The organism is Paenibacillus sp. FSL R7-0210 (genome assembly GCF_038009085.1).
GTDB lineage: Bacteria > Bacillota > Bacilli > Paenibacillales > Paenibacillaceae > Paenibacillus_AQ > Paenibacillus_AQ silagei.
Window position 1 is genome coordinate 2,423,502 of record NZ_JBBPAR010000001.1, and the last position, 19,361, is coordinate 2,442,862.

15 protein-coding genes are annotated in these 19,361 nt (G+C 51.5%); all 15 read right to left on the reverse strand.

All coding sequences use genetic code 11. The features are described 5' to 3' along the window. Nucleotides 1–10 precede the first annotated feature (10 nt). Complete coding sequence (locus MKY64_RS10605) at nucleotides 11–1,735, reverse strand: ABC transporter permease (RefSeq protein ID WP_340952796.1); 1,725 nt, start codon at nucleotides 1,733–1,735, stop codon at nucleotides 11–13. A 112-nt stretch (nucleotides 1,736–1,847) separates the two neighbouring features. Further along, nucleotides 1,848–4,094 carry a hypothetical protein gene (locus MKY64_RS10610; RefSeq protein WP_340952798.1) on the reverse strand — a complete coding sequence of 749 codons (2,247 nt, stop codon included), beginning with the start codon at nucleotides 4,092–4,094 and terminating at the stop codon, nucleotides 1,848–1,850. A 249-nt stretch (nucleotides 4,095–4,343) separates the two neighbouring features. Then, complete coding sequence (locus MKY64_RS10615; RefSeq protein ID WP_340952800.1) at nucleotides 4,344–5,093, reverse strand: ABC transporter permease; 750 nt, start codon at nucleotides 5,091–5,093, stop codon at nucleotides 4,344–4,346. Then, nucleotides 5,090–5,875 (reverse strand): ABC transporter permease, encoded by a 786-nt coding sequence (locus MKY64_RS10620; protein ID WP_340952802.1) that lies wholly within the window; start codon nucleotides 5,873–5,875, stop codon nucleotides 5,090–5,092. Before MKY64_RS10620 ends, MKY64_RS10615 begins: the two co-directional genes overlap by 4 nt. Further along, complete coding sequence (locus MKY64_RS10625; protein WP_340952804.1) at nucleotides 5,872–6,585, reverse strand: ABC transporter ATP-binding protein; 714 nt, start codon at nucleotides 6,583–6,585, stop codon at nucleotides 5,872–5,874. Before MKY64_RS10625 ends, MKY64_RS10620 begins: the two co-directional genes overlap by 4 nt. A gap of 91 nt (nucleotides 6,586–6,676) precedes the next feature. Then, nucleotides 6,677–7,687 (reverse strand): sensor histidine kinase, encoded by a 1,011-nt coding sequence (locus tag MKY64_RS10630; protein WP_340952805.1) that lies wholly within the window; start codon nucleotides 7,685–7,687, stop codon nucleotides 6,677–6,679. Then, nucleotides 7,684–8,361: a response regulator transcription factor gene (locus tag MKY64_RS10635; protein WP_036726867.1), complete on the reverse strand. Its 678-nt coding sequence runs from the start codon at nucleotides 8,359–8,361 to the stop codon at nucleotides 7,684–7,686. The genes MKY64_RS10630 and MKY64_RS10635 overlap by 4 nt, the downstream gene beginning before the upstream one ends. Continuing rightward, nucleotides 8,336–8,551, reverse strand: a complete 216-nt coding sequence (locus MKY64_RS10640) for an aspartyl-phosphate phosphatase Spo0E family protein (RefSeq protein WP_340952806.1) — start codon at nucleotides 8,549–8,551, stop codon at nucleotides 8,336–8,338. Before MKY64_RS10640 ends, MKY64_RS10635 begins: the two co-directional genes overlap by 26 nt. A gap of 180 nt (nucleotides 8,552–8,731) precedes the next feature. Then, nucleotides 8,732–10,135, reverse strand: coding sequence for a helix-turn-helix transcriptional regulator (locus tag MKY64_RS10645; protein ID WP_340952808.1), 1,404 nt, complete (start codon nucleotides 10,133–10,135; stop codon nucleotides 8,732–8,734). 594 nt (nucleotides 10,136–10,729) lie between these two features. Beyond that, nucleotides 10,730–11,524, reverse strand: a complete 795-nt coding sequence (locus MKY64_RS10650) for a hypothetical protein (RefSeq protein ID WP_340952811.1) — start codon at nucleotides 11,522–11,524, stop codon at nucleotides 10,730–10,732. A gap of 208 nt (nucleotides 11,525–11,732) precedes the next feature. Beyond that, nucleotides 11,733–12,485, reverse strand: a complete 753-nt coding sequence (locus tag MKY64_RS10655) for a (S)-benzoin forming benzil reductase (RefSeq protein WP_340952812.1) — start codon at nucleotides 12,483–12,485, stop codon at nucleotides 11,733–11,735. Nucleotides 12,486–12,505: 20 nt separating this feature from the next. Continuing rightward, nucleotides 12,506–13,129 (reverse strand): TetR/AcrR family transcriptional regulator, encoded by a 624-nt coding sequence (locus MKY64_RS10660; RefSeq protein WP_340958056.1) that lies wholly within the window; start codon nucleotides 13,127–13,129, stop codon nucleotides 12,506–12,508. A gap of 193 nt (nucleotides 13,130–13,322) precedes the next feature. Next, a complete protein-coding gene (locus MKY64_RS10665) occupies nucleotides 13,323–15,200 on the reverse strand; it encodes a beta-L-arabinofuranosidase domain-containing protein (protein ID WP_340952814.1) in 1,878 nt (625 codons plus the stop codon). A gap of 278 nt (nucleotides 15,201–15,478) precedes the next feature. Continuing rightward, nucleotides 15,479–17,038, reverse strand: a complete 1,560-nt coding sequence (locus MKY64_RS10670; protein WP_340952818.1) for a glycoside hydrolase family 3 protein — start codon at nucleotides 17,036–17,038, stop codon at nucleotides 15,479–15,481. Nucleotides 17,039–17,072: 34 nt separating this feature from the next. Then, nucleotides 17,073–18,959 carry a DUF4838 domain-containing protein gene (locus MKY64_RS10675; protein ID WP_340952820.1) on the reverse strand — a complete coding sequence of 629 codons (1,887 nt, stop codon included), beginning with the start codon at nucleotides 18,957–18,959 and terminating at the stop codon, nucleotides 17,073–17,075. Between the last annotated feature and the right edge of the window lie 402 nt (nucleotides 18,960–19,361).

Sequence of the window (19,361 nt, forward strand, 5' to 3'; positions counted from 1 at the left end):
TTCTACACCTCTAATCCAAGTGATATTTGTTTTCGGCTAATGCATACAACTTGCGCCACACCAGGCGGTTCACGATGACAACAAGCAGGCACATGACGAGAATGCCCCAGATGATCTCCGGCCAGTTCCCGTTCGTGGTGGCTTGCGCAATGAATGTACCTAACCCGGCTGCCTGCAGATCCTGATCCTTCCACGATACAATTTCGGATACAATACTGGCGTTCCAGGCGCCTCCGCTTGCCGTAATACAGCCGGTTACAAGAAATGGAAAGACGGCGGGGAGAATTAGTTTTTTCCAGGTCTGCCAGCGTGTCAATTTCAAAGTCACCGCAGCTTCCTTAAGATCGGAAGGAATGGCCATCGCACCGGCAATAACATTAAATAATACATACCATTGTGTCCCCAGCATCATCAGCGGAATGGCCCCAATCTCCATCGATATCCCGAACTTCAAGTACAGAATCGTGAATATCGGAAATGCCATGTTCGCCGGAAAAGAAGACAACACCTGCACAACAGGCTGAACAATTCGTGATAGCCGAGGATTCGTTCCAATGAACACACCCACGGGCAGCGTCCAGATCACAGCCAGAAGTGTCGAAACAACAACGCGTAACCCGGTCAGCAGGCCGAGGAATACCACATGAATCAGCTCGCTCCAGCTTAAGCGGGCAATCTCGAGAATCCCCGAATACAAATATCGGAGCATAAGTACAGCGGCCACAAGCAAGATTAGCCATTTGAAGATTGTCTTGACCCGTGATGGGACATGCGGCAATTTCACATGTAAGATTGTGGCTGAGAGCCGCAAGAATCCGTCATGAACGCCGCCGTGCAGCTTACGGTTAAGATCATGAACAAAGCTGGCCCGCTTCAGAAGCTCTAACACCCAGGAGGTTGGCGCTTCGCCTGCTTCAGTCTGTTCATTCTTGAATTTCTGGCTCCAGGCAATAATCGGACGCCAGAAGAATTGGTCCACCATCACAATCAGCACCACCATCGCCAGGATCGCATAGATCAAGGCCTTAATATTACCTTCATCTGCGGCCAAGGCCATGTACGTCCCGATGCCGGGCAGATGCAGATCCTGGTTCAGCACGCTGATCGACTCACTGGCTGCGAGGAAAAACCAGCCTCCGCCAAACGACATCATGCTGTTCCAGACCAGGCCGATCATCGAGAATGGCACTTCCAGCTTCGTGAAACGATGCCATCTGCCCAATTGATTCATTGCGGCAGCCTCCTTCAGATCGCGGGGGATCGTCTTAAGGGAATGATAATAGCTAAGGGTCATATTCCAGACCTGACTGGTGAAAATAGCGAAGATTGAAGCCATTTCCACTCCCAGCAGGCTCCCCGGAAACAATGCCATAAAAGCCAGGACAGTGGCCGAAAGAAATCCAAGCACCGGAACGGATTGTAGGATATCAATGGCGGGAATCATGAATTTCTCGGCTGTCCGGTTATACGCCGCAATGCGGCCGTACACGAAGGTAAATATCAAGGATGCTCCAAAAGCGATAAACATCCGCAAAAGGGAACGCCCTGCATAATAAGGCAGCCACTTAGGGTCCAGACTGAGCGAGGACAGTTCCTCTGGATCTAAAGGCACCTGCATCCCCGAGCCTAACTTTGCCGCGGCATACAGGATGGATAACAACAAGGATATGACGAGAATATCCGCCCAGCCGAAGGTTCTCCGCTGATTCCCTTGATGGAAAAAGTTCATTTGCATAATGTACAACTCCAATCTGACGTAAATAAATAAACTCTCCACTGCCTCAGCAGGGAGAGTTACAAACTCCTTTATTCATAAGAATATCTTCCCGCATCCATATGATAAATGACTAAGTCGCATAATTAACAATAGTGGCTTCCCCGGTGCGCTCATCGTAGGCAATCCATAATTCATCCCCGGCTTCAACGCCATACACCGGTTCTATAGATTGCCTGATCCGGTAGCTCTGTCCACTGCGTTCGACGGTGATCGTGGCAAGCGGCCGGTCGCCGGTCGTTCCCCGGTAGTCGACCGATCGAACGCTGGCACTGCCTTGCTTGCCTTGCAGAAGCCGCGATTGAAGCGCAACCTCCTCCGGCTTCGCAGTTACGGGAACTACTGCGCCTACAGTGACTTCCAGATTCTCCGGGACGAACTGGCTGTTCACCTTGCGCAGACGTTCCTTTCCGTTCACCATCACTATCTCAAGTAGCAGCAGATCCTGGCCGGCGATCTTCACCGGCAACCGCTGAACTCTTGTAATTTCAGCCTCTAAGGTGAGCTGGGTTGCCTGATCACTCCGCTCCGCAGGACCATATCTCAACAAACGGGCGTTGCCGCTTGTGATTATCAGATCTGCCCGTTCTCCGGTACGGTAGACGAAGCCGGAGGGCTGTACCACAGGCACACTGTAGCTTTGGCCTGCTGCCTCAAAATGCAGCAGCAGTGCTTGCCCGCGCTTTAGAGGTCCGCAGGCTTCTATCTGTCTTAAGACCGCATCATGAATGATTCGGGGCGGTGCCTGGTTCTTAAGCTCGCTCTCCCGTACCAGGATCGCCGTATGCTTGCTCCGGTTATAGCTGATCATCACCTGATCGCCTGGGCGGATCGGGTTCAGATAAGAGATGACCTGCCGGATCTGGACCTCCTTGCTCTGGCCCTGGTCCGTGAAACGGACGGTAAGCCGGACCTGTGGTTGTTCGTTGACCAGCATCCCCGTCTCGGCCAGATTGATAACCGTGCCTTGAATCAGAACCCCCTCGGCCAGCTTCTGCCACCGCTTGCGGATTAAAAGCTGTGGCAGCCGGAGTAGTCCCACCACCATCAGTAAAGGAATTGCGAGCCAGATCACCCAGTTCACAACCAGGGCATTCCATGTCAGCACATAGTTCTTGAAGGTCGCTGCAGATAATTGATCCTCCCCGGCAGCCATCTGCCATTGCTGCAGCTCCCCGTTGCTGATCTGTCCGCTAAGCCCCTCCTTGATTAGCAGCCAGCCTCCCAATGAATCCGGACTTGAATAGTACAGTGTATCATTATTCGCTTCTTTATAGAAGCTCAGCTTCGGATCTTGCAGCTTATCGTAGGATAATGTCTCCAGCGCGGCGTTCACATTCGTAAATTCTCCGCTCTGCGCATGATACAAATACCCGCGTAGCTTACCCTTAAGCTCGTCTTCCGCAGTGGACCCGGCAATTAGCGTCTCTTGATCGTTCAGCGGGAAGAGCCTGGCCTGATAGACCGGCTCCGGGGTCTTAACGGTTTCGCCCCATTTACCTGCGGCCTCATTGTAATAGTGAACCTGTTTTGGATATTCGCTGCTTACCCGCAGTAGCCGGGTATTGTCCAGTCCGAGCTGCGCGGCAAACTCCTGTCCTACCCTCTTCTGCGCTTCGGGAGCACTCTCCTGCGCGCCCTTCAGCCCAAGTAGAGGTATGCCGTCCTTGCCGAAGAGGGCAGAAGCATAAGCAGTGCGCCCGTCCTTGAGTCCCACCTCATAGACGGGAAGAGAATGCCCCTCCTGGAAGCTGAAGAAGGCTTCACGAATGGAGACCGGCCGTGCTGGAAGAGCGGCTGAGCCGTTCAGATTCGCGTAGTGGAGCTGAGCCTGGCTGACTTCCGCCACATGGACCGCTGAGCTTTTATCCGCCCCGGCGAACAGTAATCTGCCCCGCCACTCATGCCCGTCGGAGCTCAGAAAGGTCGGGATATTAAAGCTTCCTTGTACCAGCTCTTTCGCGCCCCCCGCCGGATCAATAACATTCACCTGCAGGCCTGCCTTATCCTTGGTTGCGATCACCAGCTTACCGGCCTGATAAGAGACCAGCCGCTGCCGGTGGATGTCTGAGCGCAGCTCCACCTCCTGCTCAGCCTTATGGGTGCCTGCGTCATACAACGTTGCCATTAGCCCGTTGCTGCTGTCCGTGACCGCAAGCACCTTCTTGCCCTGGTCCAGATAGTACAACGCTTTGACCGGGAGCAGGCGGTCCGCTGCACTGCGCACATAACCGGAATAATCGTTCCAGACCAGGATGCTAAGGATCACTGCAGGAATCCAAAATACCAGAGTAAATAAGGACAAATATGATTTTCTCATCGCCTTCTCGCTCCTCTACATGGTTCGGTGTTCACTATAGCCTTCACCTTAAGTCACTTAGATGAATCGGCAAGCGGGAATTCATCATTCATGCGGGATGACCTCTGTCAGGTACTTGGGTGTAATGCGATCTTCCTGGACGCCAAAAAACGGTACATTCTTGTACCGTTCCATGACTTATTGCCTTTATGTTAATATACTTGGCTTCTCTACGTCCAGAAGACCCCCCTCTTCATCCTCTCTCTGGCTTCAAGCATCCCGGATACGGTAGACAACAATCGCTACTGCCACAAGGGATACTGTCCAGATCATTAAAATACCGGCCCCCTGCACAGGCGTAAGGACATTCATTTCGCCAGAGGAAGGCAGGAGGTACATGTATCGTCCAGCCGTATCCGGGAAATAGGCCGGCAGAAGCCCCCGCGACCATGGACTGATAATGAAATAATAGCCAAGCAGGATCACCAGGGCCGGAAGGGTTCTTCTCAATAAAGCTCCTATCGCCGCGCTAAGCAGTGTGGTCAAGGTCAGATAGCCCGTTGCCCCCAGCAATGCTTGTATGACTTCATGAGGTTCAATCCCTGCTGCACGGCCGCCTAGCCTCCAGCCCGCATATAGGACACCGGAGGCCGTAAGGATAAACGCCGCAGGAATCGTAATCAGGGTGAGTGCCAGATGCTTCATCAATAATTGGTGCCCGCGCCAGGGGATTACCGTTAACGTTGTGCGGATCTGTCCGCCCGTATACTCGGAGCAAGCCGCCAAGATCCCCAGAATAATGAACCCTGCCTGAAGATAGCTCATCGAGGCAAGTCCTGTATTCAGGATTCCGGGTGCTGCGGCTCCTTCCTGCAGAGAGGCGGAAGTGAAGGCCGCAGTCAAAAGCAGATGAACAAGAAATGTAACCGTAACTGCGGTCCATATCCATGGCAATGTCATCAGCTTGTCCAGTTCAGCCCTAAGGATTCGTATAGTCTTCCTGCCGGATGAGACATTCATGCTGCAACATCCCTCCTATGGAACACAATAGCTGCAATCCCAAGCAGCACGGCCACCCAGGCAAACATGATCAAGCCGCCGGTAACCGGGGTGTGATAGCTGTCGAACAGACTGCCTGTAACCTCGGTCGAGGCACTGTTCTTAGTGAACATAAACATCTCCATGCCGGCCCGGTCCGGCAAATAGAATGCCAGCTTCGTCACCTTGGCCAGCAGGACACTGAAGGATACCAGCGATGAATTAATCATGAGCACGGTAAGCGGGATCATGCCCTGCTTCGTCAGCAGCGTCAGCCCGAAGGCCAACAGTGCAGTGAAGGTCCAGTAGCAGACGGCACCGGCAAGCCGGGTCCATTCAAGTAGCGGGGCATAGTCACCTAATATATAGCGTGTGGTTGGCACAATCAGAATCACAGCAAGGATACACAGGAGGATGCTGATGACAGATACAGCGCCTGCTTTTGCCAGAAACAACTGAAGCCGCGATGACACAACCATCAGACTTGTGGAAATCTGCTGCCCTCCGGCCCCTTCACTGCTCTCTGTCCGGTACTCGCTGCTGACTGCAAGCACGCCTAGGATAATAACGCCCTGCACACCAAGACCTAATCCGCTGTAGCCCATTTCGGGCAGCCGTGTGCTGACTCCAGCTATAATCGCCTCTTTTTCTGCTATAGCGTCCAAGGCAGCAATGACCGCAGGAGCCAATGCTCCAATAAGCAGGGCGAGCCAAATCCCCGGCAGCGAGAGCAATTTCGAGATTTCTGCATGGAATGCCTTCACCAAGCATCACCTGCCTGTTCAGAGGTCAGGGCGAAGAAGGCATCCTCCAGCGTGGAATGACTGCCGGTTACCTCCTGCAAGGTGCCGTCTGCGACAATTCTTCCCTGCTTAATGATCACCACATCGTCCACCGTTTCGGCCAGCTCGCCCATAAGATGACTGGAGAGCAGCACCGTATTCCCGGCTTCTGCTCGCTTACGCAGAAATGTCCGAATCCAGCGGATGCCTTCCGGGTCGAGCCCGTTCACCGGTTCATCCAGAATCAGAATCTCCGGGTCTGCAAGCAGCGCTGCTGCGATTCCCAGTCTTCTCCCCATGCCGAGCGAATATTGCTTGACTCTAGTGCCCGCTGCCGTGGTAAGACCGACAATATCCAGCACCTCTTCGACCCGTGAGCGGGGCAGACCGGCGGCGCAAGCGATCCAGCGCAGGTGTGCCCGTCCTGTCCGCATCGGATGGGCTCCAGATCCGTCCAGCGCGGCACCTACGGCTGCCAGTGGGTGCTCTAATTCTGCGAAGGGCCTGCCATGAATCAAGGCGCTCCCGGAGGTGGCATGATCCAATCCGAGCAGGATACGGAGTGTAGAGCTTTTGCCGGCCCCGTTGGGTCCCAGGAATCCTGTGACTCTTCCAGGTCTGGCTTCGAAGGTGATCCCGGATAGAATCTCCTGCGTACCGCGGCGTTTGACTAAGTTATTGATGGTAAGCAACCATAACACATCCTTTCGTTATGGTGCTAAGTATACAGATGCAAGGTTACATCCCGGTGGGCAGGCCGTTTACTTCCGGGTTAATTTCAGGTTACATTTTGCCAATGACTACCCTCGTCCCGTGCCCGCTGGAGTTGAAATCAGCCTTCAGGGTCATTGTATTCAGCATGTAATGTACGGTCGATAGCCCTATTCCCGCCCCACCACCGTATGCAGAATGATCCATGCCAGGGCCTTTGTCAGCGACAAGAATCCGTTCCTGCTGCACATCCACAGCGATAGAAGCATATTTGCCGTCCGCTGCATGGCGGATGATATTCTGAAACAGATTATCCAGCACCCTGGTCATCCACCGAGGATCTGCTGTCCAGTGGAAGGTCTCTTCTGCGGGCAGATCAACATCGACCTGAATGCCATGTTCTTCAAAAACCGGATACCACGCAGCAACCGAGGCTCTTACCAGGCGCCCCATGTCTGTGGGAGCAGGCTCGAAGGGATATTTTCCTGAGGTAAGCAAGGTGTATGAGAGCAAATCATCCATCAGTTCTCCGGTCCGGGTAATAGTCTGGTTGATCTCGGCTAAAGAGCTCTGTCCTTCTGGACTCAAAGGTTCTTTGTTCAGCCGGGTGACATGTCCCCGCATGATGGTCAGCGGCGTCCGCAGGTCGTGGGACATGTTGGCAATGAGCCGTTGCCGCAGCCCGGCCTCTTCCTGCTCCCGCCTGCGGCTGTCTTCCAGCTGCCGGATCATCCGGTTGAAGGAACCGCCTAACTGGTCTATTTCATCCATGCGGTCCTTTTGAAGCAGGACAGGCTCAGGCCACGAATCCACATTAGTTGGAGTAGCGGACATAGCTTCTTGTAAGCGGGTCAGACGTTTGCGGAGTCTCCAGAAGAACAGCCAGGATAGAACAACGAACGCGACAATTATACAAGTGAATATAAGCACTGTAATGTAAAACAGGTTCAATGTATTGAATCTTGGCTCTGTCCCGGAAGTGCCAAAGAAGGATGAGAATACCATCAGCACAAGGGGCGGCAGCAAGATGAACAGAAAGTGCAGCTTCAGAAAATGCCGGAACAAGGAACGGGGCTGCTTCATAGCTTCACCCGGTAGCCGATTCCCTTCAGCGTCTCAATAATCTCCGGGGTCTCCGGGTCACGCTCCAGCTTGTGCCGCAGCCGGTGGAGATGAACCAGCAAGGTCTTGTCGCCAGGGATATAGGCTTCCTCCCAGACAGCTTCATAGAGCTGTTCCTTCGGCAGAACCTGATTCGGATGGCGCAGGAAATACATCAGGATCTGATGCTGCTTCCCTGTCAAAATAATCTCTTCTCCTGTACGCTTGTCATAAATGGTCTGAAGCTTCGTGTCCACTTCAATGTGAGTGCCCAGTGTAATGCGGTCCGAAGAGACTCCGCCGCTCCGGCGGATTAATACCTCCAGTCTGGCTACTAATTCATCGGTATGGAAGGGCTTCGTCACATAATCATCCGCGAATTGTAAGCCCTCTACCTTATCGTCGACGGAGGTCCGGGCGGTCAACAGCAGCACTGGAACGGCGGGGGCCGCCTTTTTCAACCGTTTGCCTATAGTGAATCCATCTAAGCCCGGTAACATGATATCCAGAATAACGACATCATATTGCGTAACCTCAGCCTCGGCTCCCTCACCAGATTGCAGCCATTGTACCGAATATCCCCGCTGCTCCAGCTCCTCTTTGACCCAAGTGCCGATTTTCTCATTATCTTCAATATAAAGTATGTTTGTTCTCAAGTGATTTCCTGCTCTCTATTAATCTCTGCTGCTCTCCCTCCATATTATACTGGTTAATCAATTCATCCAATACCATGGATTGCTTAAGGACCGCAGGGTGCTGAAGATCATGATGTTTCTCCGCCAGAATGTGTAGCCGCTTCCGGGCACGTTCAATCCGGACTTGCACGAGCATATTTCTGTTCACCATAGAATCCTCCCTTTATGCTATCTTAGGGTTTTATGACAGATAATAGGATGTCTTTTGCATTGCACAAAATACCTTCAGAACATAACAAAAAAGGCGCCCCCCGAAATGTCAGGAGCACCCCTGTATATTTTCGCGAAAATGATTAAGTTCCCCAACCATGTCCCAGTGTAGTCACCAAGGTTATCGTCGTTGAAATAACAATTGAAACACTACAGGCTGATACACCTCACTTGATAGATTTTTGAATCTTTCCTGCAGTTCCTGATCCGCGAAATCCCTATATTGCTCATAAAGACTCATAAAAACAATGATATTTCGGCTGCTATTGATCCTAATTGATATTTCCAAGCCTTTCATTACCGTGTGCAATGCCTGTTCCTTACTCTTGCTGTGATTGAAAAAATAGACTGCAAGGTCGATGAGGAATTGCGCGTAGCTCTCTTGCAGGATGGCCTGATTGTATTCACCGAACTCTGTCTTGCTGGATTCATAAGGTATGTATGCCGCGAACCGCTCTAAGATACTGTCGATATTAAGCTTAAATACATTCGCCGCTTGAACCATATAACGCACTGCCACAAATATTTCATCCTCTTGAATAGCTATATAGTCTGCGTACTCATGTATTACATCCAAATCTCCGGACATTAACCGGTACAGATAAGTGTTAGCAACGGCCCATTCCGTAAATTGTGCAATGACCTGCCGGGATTCTTCATCGTTCTCCTGAACCCAGCGTTCACCATTTGCATACAATTTCACAAAGGATAATGCCCTCTTGTAGTCGCCGCACTCTTCGCTGGCAGTAGATCTGGCTAAGTATGCGTACAGGATATAATAGTAAAAAGGACGATCAGGACGCTTCACCCTTTCTTCTATTGTGTTAGATCTGCGGCCTTCCAGCTCATATTGAACGGATGCAATCCGGTGCATTTCCTTAGCGAGTTCGTCTACTCTCTTCCACTTGTGTACCAGACCATAAATATGCATTAGCTGTTTCATTGCATCGAGCTGATCGGCTGCGTCTAAGCGGTTGACATACAACTCAAATTGAGTGGCTGCACGTAACCTCTCCTCCAGATCCTGTTGTTCTTCTAATTCAATCTGAAATATACGGTACTGGCATAATGCTAACCGTTCGGAATGCTGATACTTTTCGGCTTCGCTCACACCCTGATACAGTATCCTTGCAGCTTGGCTTTTATTGTCCCCATACAAAAGTTCAGCGAATTCAAACAGTAAAGATGCATAAGACAAATCCTCCAGCAGACGGTTCACAATCTGTTCAAGACAGTCCAGACGTTCTAACTCAGCTGAGCGGAAAATAAAGGGTCGTATCCGCCGCATGGAGACTACAAAAGAAAAGCATTCCTCTATGTAGTCTTCAAAAAAATAGTCCTCCGGCAGCTTCATTCCAGCAGTAATCGCAGCAAGCTGTGCCATAGAGATTGGATGTTTACCTTTTAAGATCCGGCTGAGCGTACCTGAATTGAGACCCGCTAACTCTGCAAAATGGGAATGTATCATTTGATTTCTGTTCATATACGCGAGCAGTTCTTCCCGAATCGAATTGACCGATCCCAAACCAACACACCTCCTCCCATAAAATAGGATTAAAAGCATACGTATAGTTGATACTAAGGCTGAATCAAACGGCGGTCAATATAAAGGGATATTTTACTAATTATCCCGTTTACATCTATTATTATATACCTAAAAACATTATACGCAATATATTTCGTGTATTATAAAGCGTTAAATTAACGGGTCTCCTCCCCTATCATAAAAACATACCGAAAAGTTGAGGGAGATATTGCATTTTGAGGATAAAGGATGCACGGAAAGCCGCAGGGTACACCCAAGAATCCATCGTACATCAGATTAACGACACCATGAAATGCACCTTGCGCAACTACCAGAATATTGAGTACGGTGTGGTACTCCCGAACGTTACATTGGCGCTTCTAATCAGTCACTTGTGTGGTGTTGATCCCCGTGAAGTAGATGAATGGAAATACTCAAATCACCGTGCAGATGCGCAAAAAAATGGCAATTGAATTTCCATTTGACCTACTTTTTGTAGGTGATCATGGCAGGAGTTCGTTTATCAGCAAAAAACCACCGGTTAAGGGAAAGCCCTTCAACGGTGGTTTTTTTATTTTCATATGAATACACGCATTAATCCTTATAAATTCTCCTGTAGCTGTCGCGCAAGCGCATTCCGTCGCCCTCTAACACAGTGACAACATAATCCTCCAGGTCTTCAGAATAATTAAAATGCACATTGGCCCCTGTATCCAGGAAGACGATCATGACATCCAGACTGCGGCATTGCTCTAAGATCTGAATGCCGTGATACCGGGCAAACGCCTGGAAATCTCCCCATGTGCGGAATTCGTTATCCTGTTGCCCTTCCTCTTTCCTATCCTCTCCGTGTTCCCCGATGAATTTCATATTCTCGCCTGTGAACTGCAGCTTCTCATCATAAAAGATCTCCAGCAGCCAACGCTTAAATTGAAATCCCAATATAGTGCCTGTTATACTGCTGTGGCTTTCTTTGGTGGTGCACCGCATGAGTAGATCCGTGAAGCGGCGGTCCTGCTGCCCCGGCAGCTTGAAGAAACCGCCGTGCTTCAGGTATTCGCTGACCGTATAACCCATGCTCTGCATATCCAGGATCATTGGTTCAGCGATAATGCGGTTCAATTTTCTCTGGTTGCCGTAACGGCTGGTGATCTGATCCAGCAGATAATCGCCATGGTCCGCCGAGTATTGGAAAATAACCCGCAATCCGTTGCTTAGCTGCGCTCTAATCCTCTTGCTTTTCTGAGTGAAGTTGACGGTGGTCAACCCAAGCTCTGCCAGGTAATTGGAAAAATCCTGCCATTGGAGCATGTCACTCCCCGTAACTCTTCGTCCTCTGCGGCTGAAGTCAAGCTGCGATCCGAAATAGCCTTTTTTTGCGTAAACCACCGTTAACCTGCATTGCCGGAACTCAAATTCCAGGCTGTGACCGTGCTTGCTTCTGGAGCTGGCTTGACAGTCAAGTAGAAGCTCTTCAGGTGTCCGTCCGCGATTCTCCGGTATTTCCATATACCCGCCGTATGTTATGAAGTCATCAAGCTGGCTGAAGCTGCTTAATTTTCTGGAGGGACTGATGTTAATCACCTCTCTCTCAGCATTAATCGATGGTTTCAATAATAACAGTCTTTCCGAAATCATCATGTACAAGAATTTCAATTAATCTAGACGCTGTGTATTCCGGTGATTGCAGTTTCCCTTCCGCAGAGAGCTGAATGAATTCATTCACATAGGGGAACAGCTCAGTGGTTACAGACCGTATTTCCGATTGCAAGCTTGTATCGATCATGCCGGGATACACTGCTGCTGCTTTTGCCGGATACGTAGCCAGCTTCTGTTCTATGTCTATACACTTGGTAAAAGAGTCTAAACCAGCTTTGGCAGTACTGTAGGCGCTTTGTGAAGGCAGTATGTACTTTGCAGAAGCTGAGGAGATATTCAGGATTCTTTTGTCCACATTCAGATGCTTAGTAAGTCGTAAAAAGTTGGAGGTAATCACCATGGGTGCTAACAGATTCAAGTGGAGGTTCTCTATGATCTGTCCCGTTTCTAACCTATCAATCGGGCTTACAGGCGTCAGCATGGCGGCATTATTGATTAGATAGACGGCTTCCCCGCTGGAATGAAGATCAATTCGGCTGAATATTTCTTCACAAAGCTGATCGAGACCACTGATATCCGTTAAATCATAATTAAAATAATCCATTTGACAATACAGTTGCTTCGCTCGCTCCATGAGTCCTTGGTTAGCCGTTCTGGATATACATATCAGATGGTGGGACGGGTCGATGAATTGATTAGCCAGGGATTCACCGATTCCTCTGGATGTACCTGTAATAATAATATGTTTCAAGTGTATCTGCCCCCTGTAAGTTATTGGTGATCTTCACGAAGTATCATTCTTCGGACAGCCTCTTCCCAAATCAGCTCATATTCGAGATCCATCCTCATCATCTTGCATCTGGATAAATTATCTATAAGCAGAGCAAGAATGGCTGCGTTAACCCCGATGGTTGAAGAAGCAATAAGGCCAAATTCAGCGCCCTTCGACAGAAGTTGAACAAAACCGGTTACAAAATCTTGTTGGATTCTCAAGAATGGAGCTCGAAATTGCTCATCCCGTTCAGCCAGCATGGCAAACTCACTGAGCACCCTTAAAGTGGAGCGATACTCTTCCTCGCTGCTTGGCAGCATGTTTAGACCGCCGCTGATTAGGATTTCTGCAAAATTGTCCTTATTAACGGATTCCGTATCAAAATACGCTGTAAAATGATGATCCCGGAAAATATGCTCAAAGGTCCGGCTGATCAGCTCTTCTTTTGTAGCAAAATGATAATAAATAGAGGATTTGGTGATCCCCACTTTTTTTGAAATTAAACCCAAACTCGTTTTCTCTATTCCATACTCAGCAAAAAGCTCAAATGCTGCCTGGATGATGTAACTGGATGTAATCTCTTTTTTCTTGATAACCCTCAGGCTCCCTTCGATTGAATTAATGTCATTATAAGGATTAAACTAATGAATTGTCAATAATTTAACGACCGATCGTTCAAAAAATATATTTACACATAAAATAACCACCTGCAAGGATGCAGGTGGTTGTTCTGCTAAATAACGCCTATGCTTATTTAAATAGACAAGAATGTATATGTTCCGGGGTCCCCGCAAAGTACCTGAATAGACATCGAAGCTAAAACCCCACTTTGTGGGGGGATTTTACCGGGAAATACACCTGATAAGGCTCATACCCGATATCGCGGATTCTTCTGAGCTGGATGCCGGGGTCCTGACGGGTGGTCTTGAAGAAGTAACGCCAGCTCCCCCATTCCCGTTCGTTCTCCATGATGATCTCACCGGCTGCATCCGCTAACGGGGTGTAGAGGATCCGTTCATTCTCGGTGATGCCAGCCAGTACTTCAGGGCCATAGCGGAACGCGCCGGTCTGCTCGTCGTCGGGCAAAGGGATGAAACGGATGCCTACAGGCAGAATGATGCTGATCCGGTCGCCGTCCTGCCACTCTCGTAGTATCGTATAGAAGGCGGAGTGATCCGCAGACTTCCCGTGCAGCTCCCCGTTCACATAGATCACAGCTTCTGACATGATCCAGTCTGGAATTCGCAGATGGACGGCAAACTCGCTGGCAGAACTGGTATGGACGGTAAAATCATATTTTCTGTAATCCGGCATGTTCTCATGAAGTGCAGTAATCTCATTCAGCTCCTGCTGCCCGGCTGTGTTCGAGGAGTTCAGCATACTTCCGCTCATATGATCCTGGGATTGCTGAATCCGCACGCTCTCTCCGTGAATCTCGGTGGTCAGCTCCGAACGGAAATACTGGCAGACATAGATATCGTTCTGCTCCTGATAATAGATGCCTCTGTTGAGCGCCGCATTGGCCTGGACCATCGTTCCGTGGCAGCAGAAGAAGCTGTCTGTCTCCGTGCTCCAGTCCTTCCGCAGCCCGGCTTTCATCGGCAGGAAGTACGTGAGCAGCCCAGTTGCCGGATCACTGTGCTTGTTGCCGGTCAGATGGTATTCCTGGTAATAGGCCTGCGCCATAATTCCGTTGTACATATTATATTCGATATACTGCGCATAGGCCGGATTCGAGGTGTGCCGGAAAAGAAATTCTGCCAAACGGATCATGTTATACACTGTACAGTGCTCCTGATTCTTATCTCCAAGGCGGGCCTTGATCTTCATTTTCGGCATCCATACTTCACCTGCCGTATTGCCGCCGGTAGCCAGCATCCCCCGCTCAGTGACCGCACATTTCCAGTAGGCCGTGACAATATCCATCCAGCGCTGCTCGCCGGTAACCTCGTAAGCTCTGGCGCAGCCGAGTACCTCGGGAATGGTCGTGTTGGCGTGCATGTTGGTCAGCGGGTCTTTATTTTCGAGTAACGGGCGGAACAATCTGCTGCGGTAATACCGTTCCAGCAAAACAGTGTATTTATCGTTCCCGGTAAGCTCCAGCAGATCAGCCCAAGCTTCCAGCATACCGCCTGTCTCCATATCCAGTATGTCATCGAACTTCTCTCTGGTGAAGGTACTGCTCCAATCGACGAACCAGTCGGCGAATCGGTCTGCGATGTCAAGCGCCTTACGGCTCCCGGTGAAATGATGCATATCGACAAGACCCATAAATAGCTTATGGATGTTATATTGCGGCGCCCAGATCGCCTTGCCTTGGGCCACCCAGTGCAGATATTTCTCGGGAATCGGCGCAGCCCATTGCCCTCCGTTGTCCTTCTGGCATTCAGCCAGCTCGTCCAGGATAAGATCGGCCTTCAGCTTGAGTTCCAGATCCCCGGTCTCATGATAACGGATTGCTGCCGCAGACAGCCAGTGTCCCAGAAAATGTCCGCGGATCTGGCAGACCGGCGTCTCCCAGCCCCCGTGTGCATCCGCTGGAATATCTCTGCCGTCATATCTTCCTGCCTCCACCTTATAGTTAAAGAGGAGATTGTCATTTGTCAGTTTCATCAGATACCGGCGGTTGGCGTCCTCTCTGCGTCTCAAATCATGATCTTGAAGAATGACCTGTTTGCCCTTCAGTTCTCTCATTGCTGCAGCCCCTTAATAGAATGACATTGCTTGCATTGCTTGCACAATGAAATTATAAAGCAGCCCGTCCCGCAAACCAATGATGGATACAACGATAAAATTGATCCATACCGATCAATTCCGGCCGATTGTGCGCTGGATCAGAGATGCTGCAGATCCTCCTCTGTGACGAACACCGTCTTATTTCCCATATATCAACAATAATACTATGTTATTCTATCAACACAAATGAGAGCAGACCCCAAGTATGGCATGAGAGTCTGCTCTTGAGTGAGTTATTAAGCCTGTCTAACCAACACTTCCGCTAGAGCCTGAAGCGAATAATCGGAGGTGGAGCACAGAAGAATGCTTCCGGCGTTCTGCGGCAGGTAAGCATCGTCATACGGGTTACGCAGTACCAGGTTCAGGAGCGGAACGGCCGCCGCAAGCTTCTCGGCAAGTTCGAGCTGGCCCTGGAACAGATGGGCATTCAGTGTCCCCTGAATGACGGTGCGGCCGGCGGCCTTGGCGCACAGGTTCGCAATTTCGGCGGCGTCCGCCTTCATGCTGCAATACTCTGTCTGCACGGACAAGCCCCGGGCTTCCAGCAGCGCGGCAAGGCCGATCTCATTGTCCCCGGAGTTGTCGGCGATGGTCAACTGCTCCTGGCGCGGCAAGATCAGCAGATATGAGCGTTCAGCAGACAACGGCAGCAATTGCTGCGGGTCGCGGCTGACCTTGACCGTCCGGCGCGCATATTGCAGGGCCGCCTCATTCCATCCCTCGCGCGGAATGGGCCGGGCTGCCGCCCGGTATTGCCGGAATTTCGCATAGAGGCGGAGGATGCGGCTGACCGATTCGTCAATTCTGGATTCGGCGATGACGCCGTCCAGAACAGCTTTTCGGATACCCGCGATGACCTGCTCCTGGAATTCCGGCGTATGACACATCAGAATCATGTCGTTGCCGGCCAGCACGGCCAGTACGCCCACCTCATCCGGGTTGAAATTCTTCTTGATCGCGCCCATCTCGATGTCATCGGTGCAGATGATACCCTCAAAGCCCAGCCTGCTGCGCAGTAAGTCTCCGGCAAAGAAGGGACTCAGTGAAGCAGGCAGTCCTGCCGACTCGGGAATGTTAGGAAATACGAGATGTCCCATCATGATTGAATCGGCCCCGGCTTCGATGGCAGCGATAAATGGCAACAGCGGCCCGTTCATTAATTCCTCCAGCGTCAGTTCACACTCGGGGAGGACGACATGGGAATCGCCGCTGACCTGTCCATGGCCGGGGAAATGCTTGGCCGTTACCGCTACACCTGTCTCGTGCATCCCCTGAATATAAGCCTTGCCGAAGGCGGCTACTACTTCAGGGTCTTCGCCGAAAGAGCGCACCCCGACAACCGGATTGTCAATATTCGTATTCACATCCAGCACTGGCGCCCAGTTCATCGGGATGCCCAGCGCGTGGAGCTGGCTGCCGATGATTTCACCCTGGAGATAGGCGGTCTCAGCATCCAGGCTTAATCCGGCAGCACGGTTGCCGGGAATGTAAGGATAGAAGGTCTTGAACTTGGAGAGCGTGCCTCCCTCCTCATCGATCGACACATAGTAAGGCTGCGGAATGCCGGAGTCTCCGGCAATGGCCTGAACCTCCGCCATCAGCTTCAGCGTCTGCTGCTCATCCTTCACATTATGAGGGAACAGGCCAATCCCGCCGAACCGGTTTCCGGACATCCGTTCACGGAACTCCGGCTCTGCCGCTATAGAAGGGGTGCCGACTACGCACATAAGCGCTATTTTGTCCTCCAGGCTCATGGCGGCCGGATCATGCTTTAGATTTGCTTCGTTCAGTTGCATAATTGCTCCATCCTCCTCTCGATATATTGAGTGCTCATTCTCCCTGGGCCAGCCCGATCTCCCGGTAGAGCGTCCGCTCCAGGTAATCATGCAGATAGAAGCGCGATTTCACGAAATGCTCAGCCATATCCCGGGGCTGGTATTGCAGAAGCGCCTCCAGCATCCGGGGCCGGACCGCTTCGCGTCCGTTATGGTTACGGGTGTAATTGTTCAGCAGAGAACGCCATTCCGCGCTGTCGCCCGGGTACAGCTCCCAGCGGTAGGCATACTTGTGAATCGCCCTGGAGCGGTCGGTTGCTACCTCGAAATCATGCATGATCGCGATCAGCTCAGCGTAGCCGTGATTCCGCTGCACCTCCTCCCGCAGCTTCCAGATGATATCGTAGTAATCCTCTAATTGGTAATTTCCCAGCCGCGCATGACCTGTCTCTGGAGTTATACCATGGAACAGCTCCAGGAAGCGGTCGATGAACGTACCAGCATCTGCCCGCCGGTTCCAGGCTAGATCGGCATGAAGCAGCATCGGATACCAGGTGGTCTCGAATACGCCATAAGGAACGCCAAGGCTGAATGGCCCGGTCCAGTTCGTAGCGACCATACAGCGGATATCCAGCTTCTCGGCGGTCTCTGCCCACTGCAGCAGATTGTCGGTCCGGTTGTCAATGACAGGGTAGTTCTGATGCTCCGCCCAGTCGAAGCTGCGGACCGCAGGAGCACCCATCACCTCAATGCCCAGCGCTCTGAACTTATGGGTAAGGGAAGTAACTTCATTTTGTATATTGCGGCCGTTATAGATCCAGATCATCGCTGCGCTTCGCGGATCAAGCTTCGCCAACTCCTCGGGCGGGCATTTGTCCAGCATGTCATGCCAGAAGATCGGCTGCCGTCCCCGGCTGGCTGTGAATTCGATCAGGCGGTTCAGGAAGGAGATGAAGGCCCGTTCCCTCACGCCGCCGAATTCCTTCCGGCACGCTTCACATTCGCACAGGCTGTACACCTCGTCACAACCCAGATGAATATAACGTGATTCAGGATGGGCATCCATCATCTCCGCCAGCAAGCTTGTAATCAGTTCATAGGTCTGCGGATGGGACGGGCAGATCTCGCCAGTAGATTCCTCTGTCTCCCGTAGATGCTTCCAGGTGTCATAGCGCAGCACATACTCCAGATGGCCGAAGCTCTGCTGCAGCGGAATAATCTCGATATAATGCTCCTGGGCCCCAGCCTGGAGCGCCTCCAGCTCTTCCCGGCTAAGCGCGTGCTGCGGATGGGCGAATTCCCCGTGCGTCTGGAATGGGAACTTGTCCTCGTATTCAATGAGCACCGCGTTCGTCTTGTAGCGGGAGAATTCAGCCAGATATTCGATCAGCCGCTCCGGCTTCGAGAAGGTCTGGCGCAGATCGAAATTCATCACCCGAAGCTCCGTATCGGGCCAGTCCGTAATGGACATCGCCGGAATACTGCCGTCCCCGTGCAGGCTCTGCAATTGCAGCAGCGTCTGCAAGCCGTAATAGAGTCCGGGGGCGTCAAGGGCGCGGATTGCTGCACCGCTTGCGCTAACCTCCAGAATGTAGCCTTCCGCCCGGCCCTTCAGTGGGGACAGGTCGGCCTTAGCAGGATCAGCAACCGAAGCCCGGCCGTTAGTCGGTCCCGCTTCTCCAGGCACTGCCTGCGCTGAAGTGCTCTCAGTCTCCTCCGTTCCCTCGATTCTCACAATCTCCTCAATCAGCAGCGAGTATCCCTCGCCTGCTCCCGTGACGGCGGCGGTGACTTCCCTGCCGGGAAAAGCCCGCCGGCAATGAAGCACCAGCCGGGGATCTTCCACTTCCATAGCCAACCGCAGACGGAATTCCCCGCCGGCCTGCCATGGCTCCTTCTCTGTCAACCTTACCTGCTTCGGCTCGGGTATTAAGCTAAGCATCGCTCTCTCCTCCTCTTACAACGTCAGGTTTAAATTTATGGATTGGATCAGTAAGGACGAAACCGCCTATTATTGTGTTCGGTTTTTCGACTACATTGGGCTTACGCGCCGCCCCTGATTCGCAATGTGTTCGGTTTTTCGACTACATTGGGCCTCCGCACCGTCCCCGGTCGCAATGTGATCGGTTTTTCGATTACATTTGGGCCTACGAGCCGCTCCCGGTTTCAATGTGATCGGTTTTTCGACTACATTTGGCCTACTCGCTACCCCCAGTCGCAATGTGATCGGTTTTTCGACTACATTTGGCCTACTCGCTACCCCCAGTCGCAATGTGATCGGTTTTTCGATTACATTTGGCTTACGCGCCGCCCCTGGTCGCAATGTGATCGGTTTTTCGATTAC

Coding starts and splice junctions, on each gene's coding strand:
- MKY64_RS10605 (WP_340952796.1), bottom strand. CDS start 1,735: ATGCAAATGAACTTTTTCCATCAAGGGAATCAGCGGAGAACCTTCGGC.
- MKY64_RS10610 (WP_340952798.1), bottom strand. CDS start 4,094: ATGAGAAAATCATATTTGTCCTTATTTACTCTGGTATTTTGGATTCCT.
- MKY64_RS10615 (WP_340952800.1), bottom strand. CDS start 5,093: ATGAATGTCTCATCCGGCAGGAAGACTATACGAATCCTTAGGGCTGAA.
- MKY64_RS10630 (WP_340952805.1), bottom strand. CDS start 7,687: ATGAAGCAGCCCCGTTCCTTGTTCCGGCATTTTCTGAAGCTGCACTTT.
- MKY64_RS10640 (WP_340952806.1), bottom strand. CDS start 8,551: ATGGTGAACAGAAATATGCTCGTGCAAGTCCGGATTGAACGTGCCCGG.
- MKY64_RS10665 (WP_340952814.1), bottom strand. CDS start 15,200: ATGAGAGAACTGAAGGGCAAACAGGTCATTCTTCAAGATCATGATTTG.
- MKY64_RS10670 (WP_340952818.1), bottom strand. CDS start 17,038: ATGCAACTGAACGAAGCAAATCTAAAGCATGATCCGGCCGCCATGAGC.
- MKY64_RS10675 (WP_340952820.1), bottom strand. CDS start 18,959: ATGCTTAGCTTAATACCCGAGCCGAAGCAGGTAAGGTTGACAGAGAAG.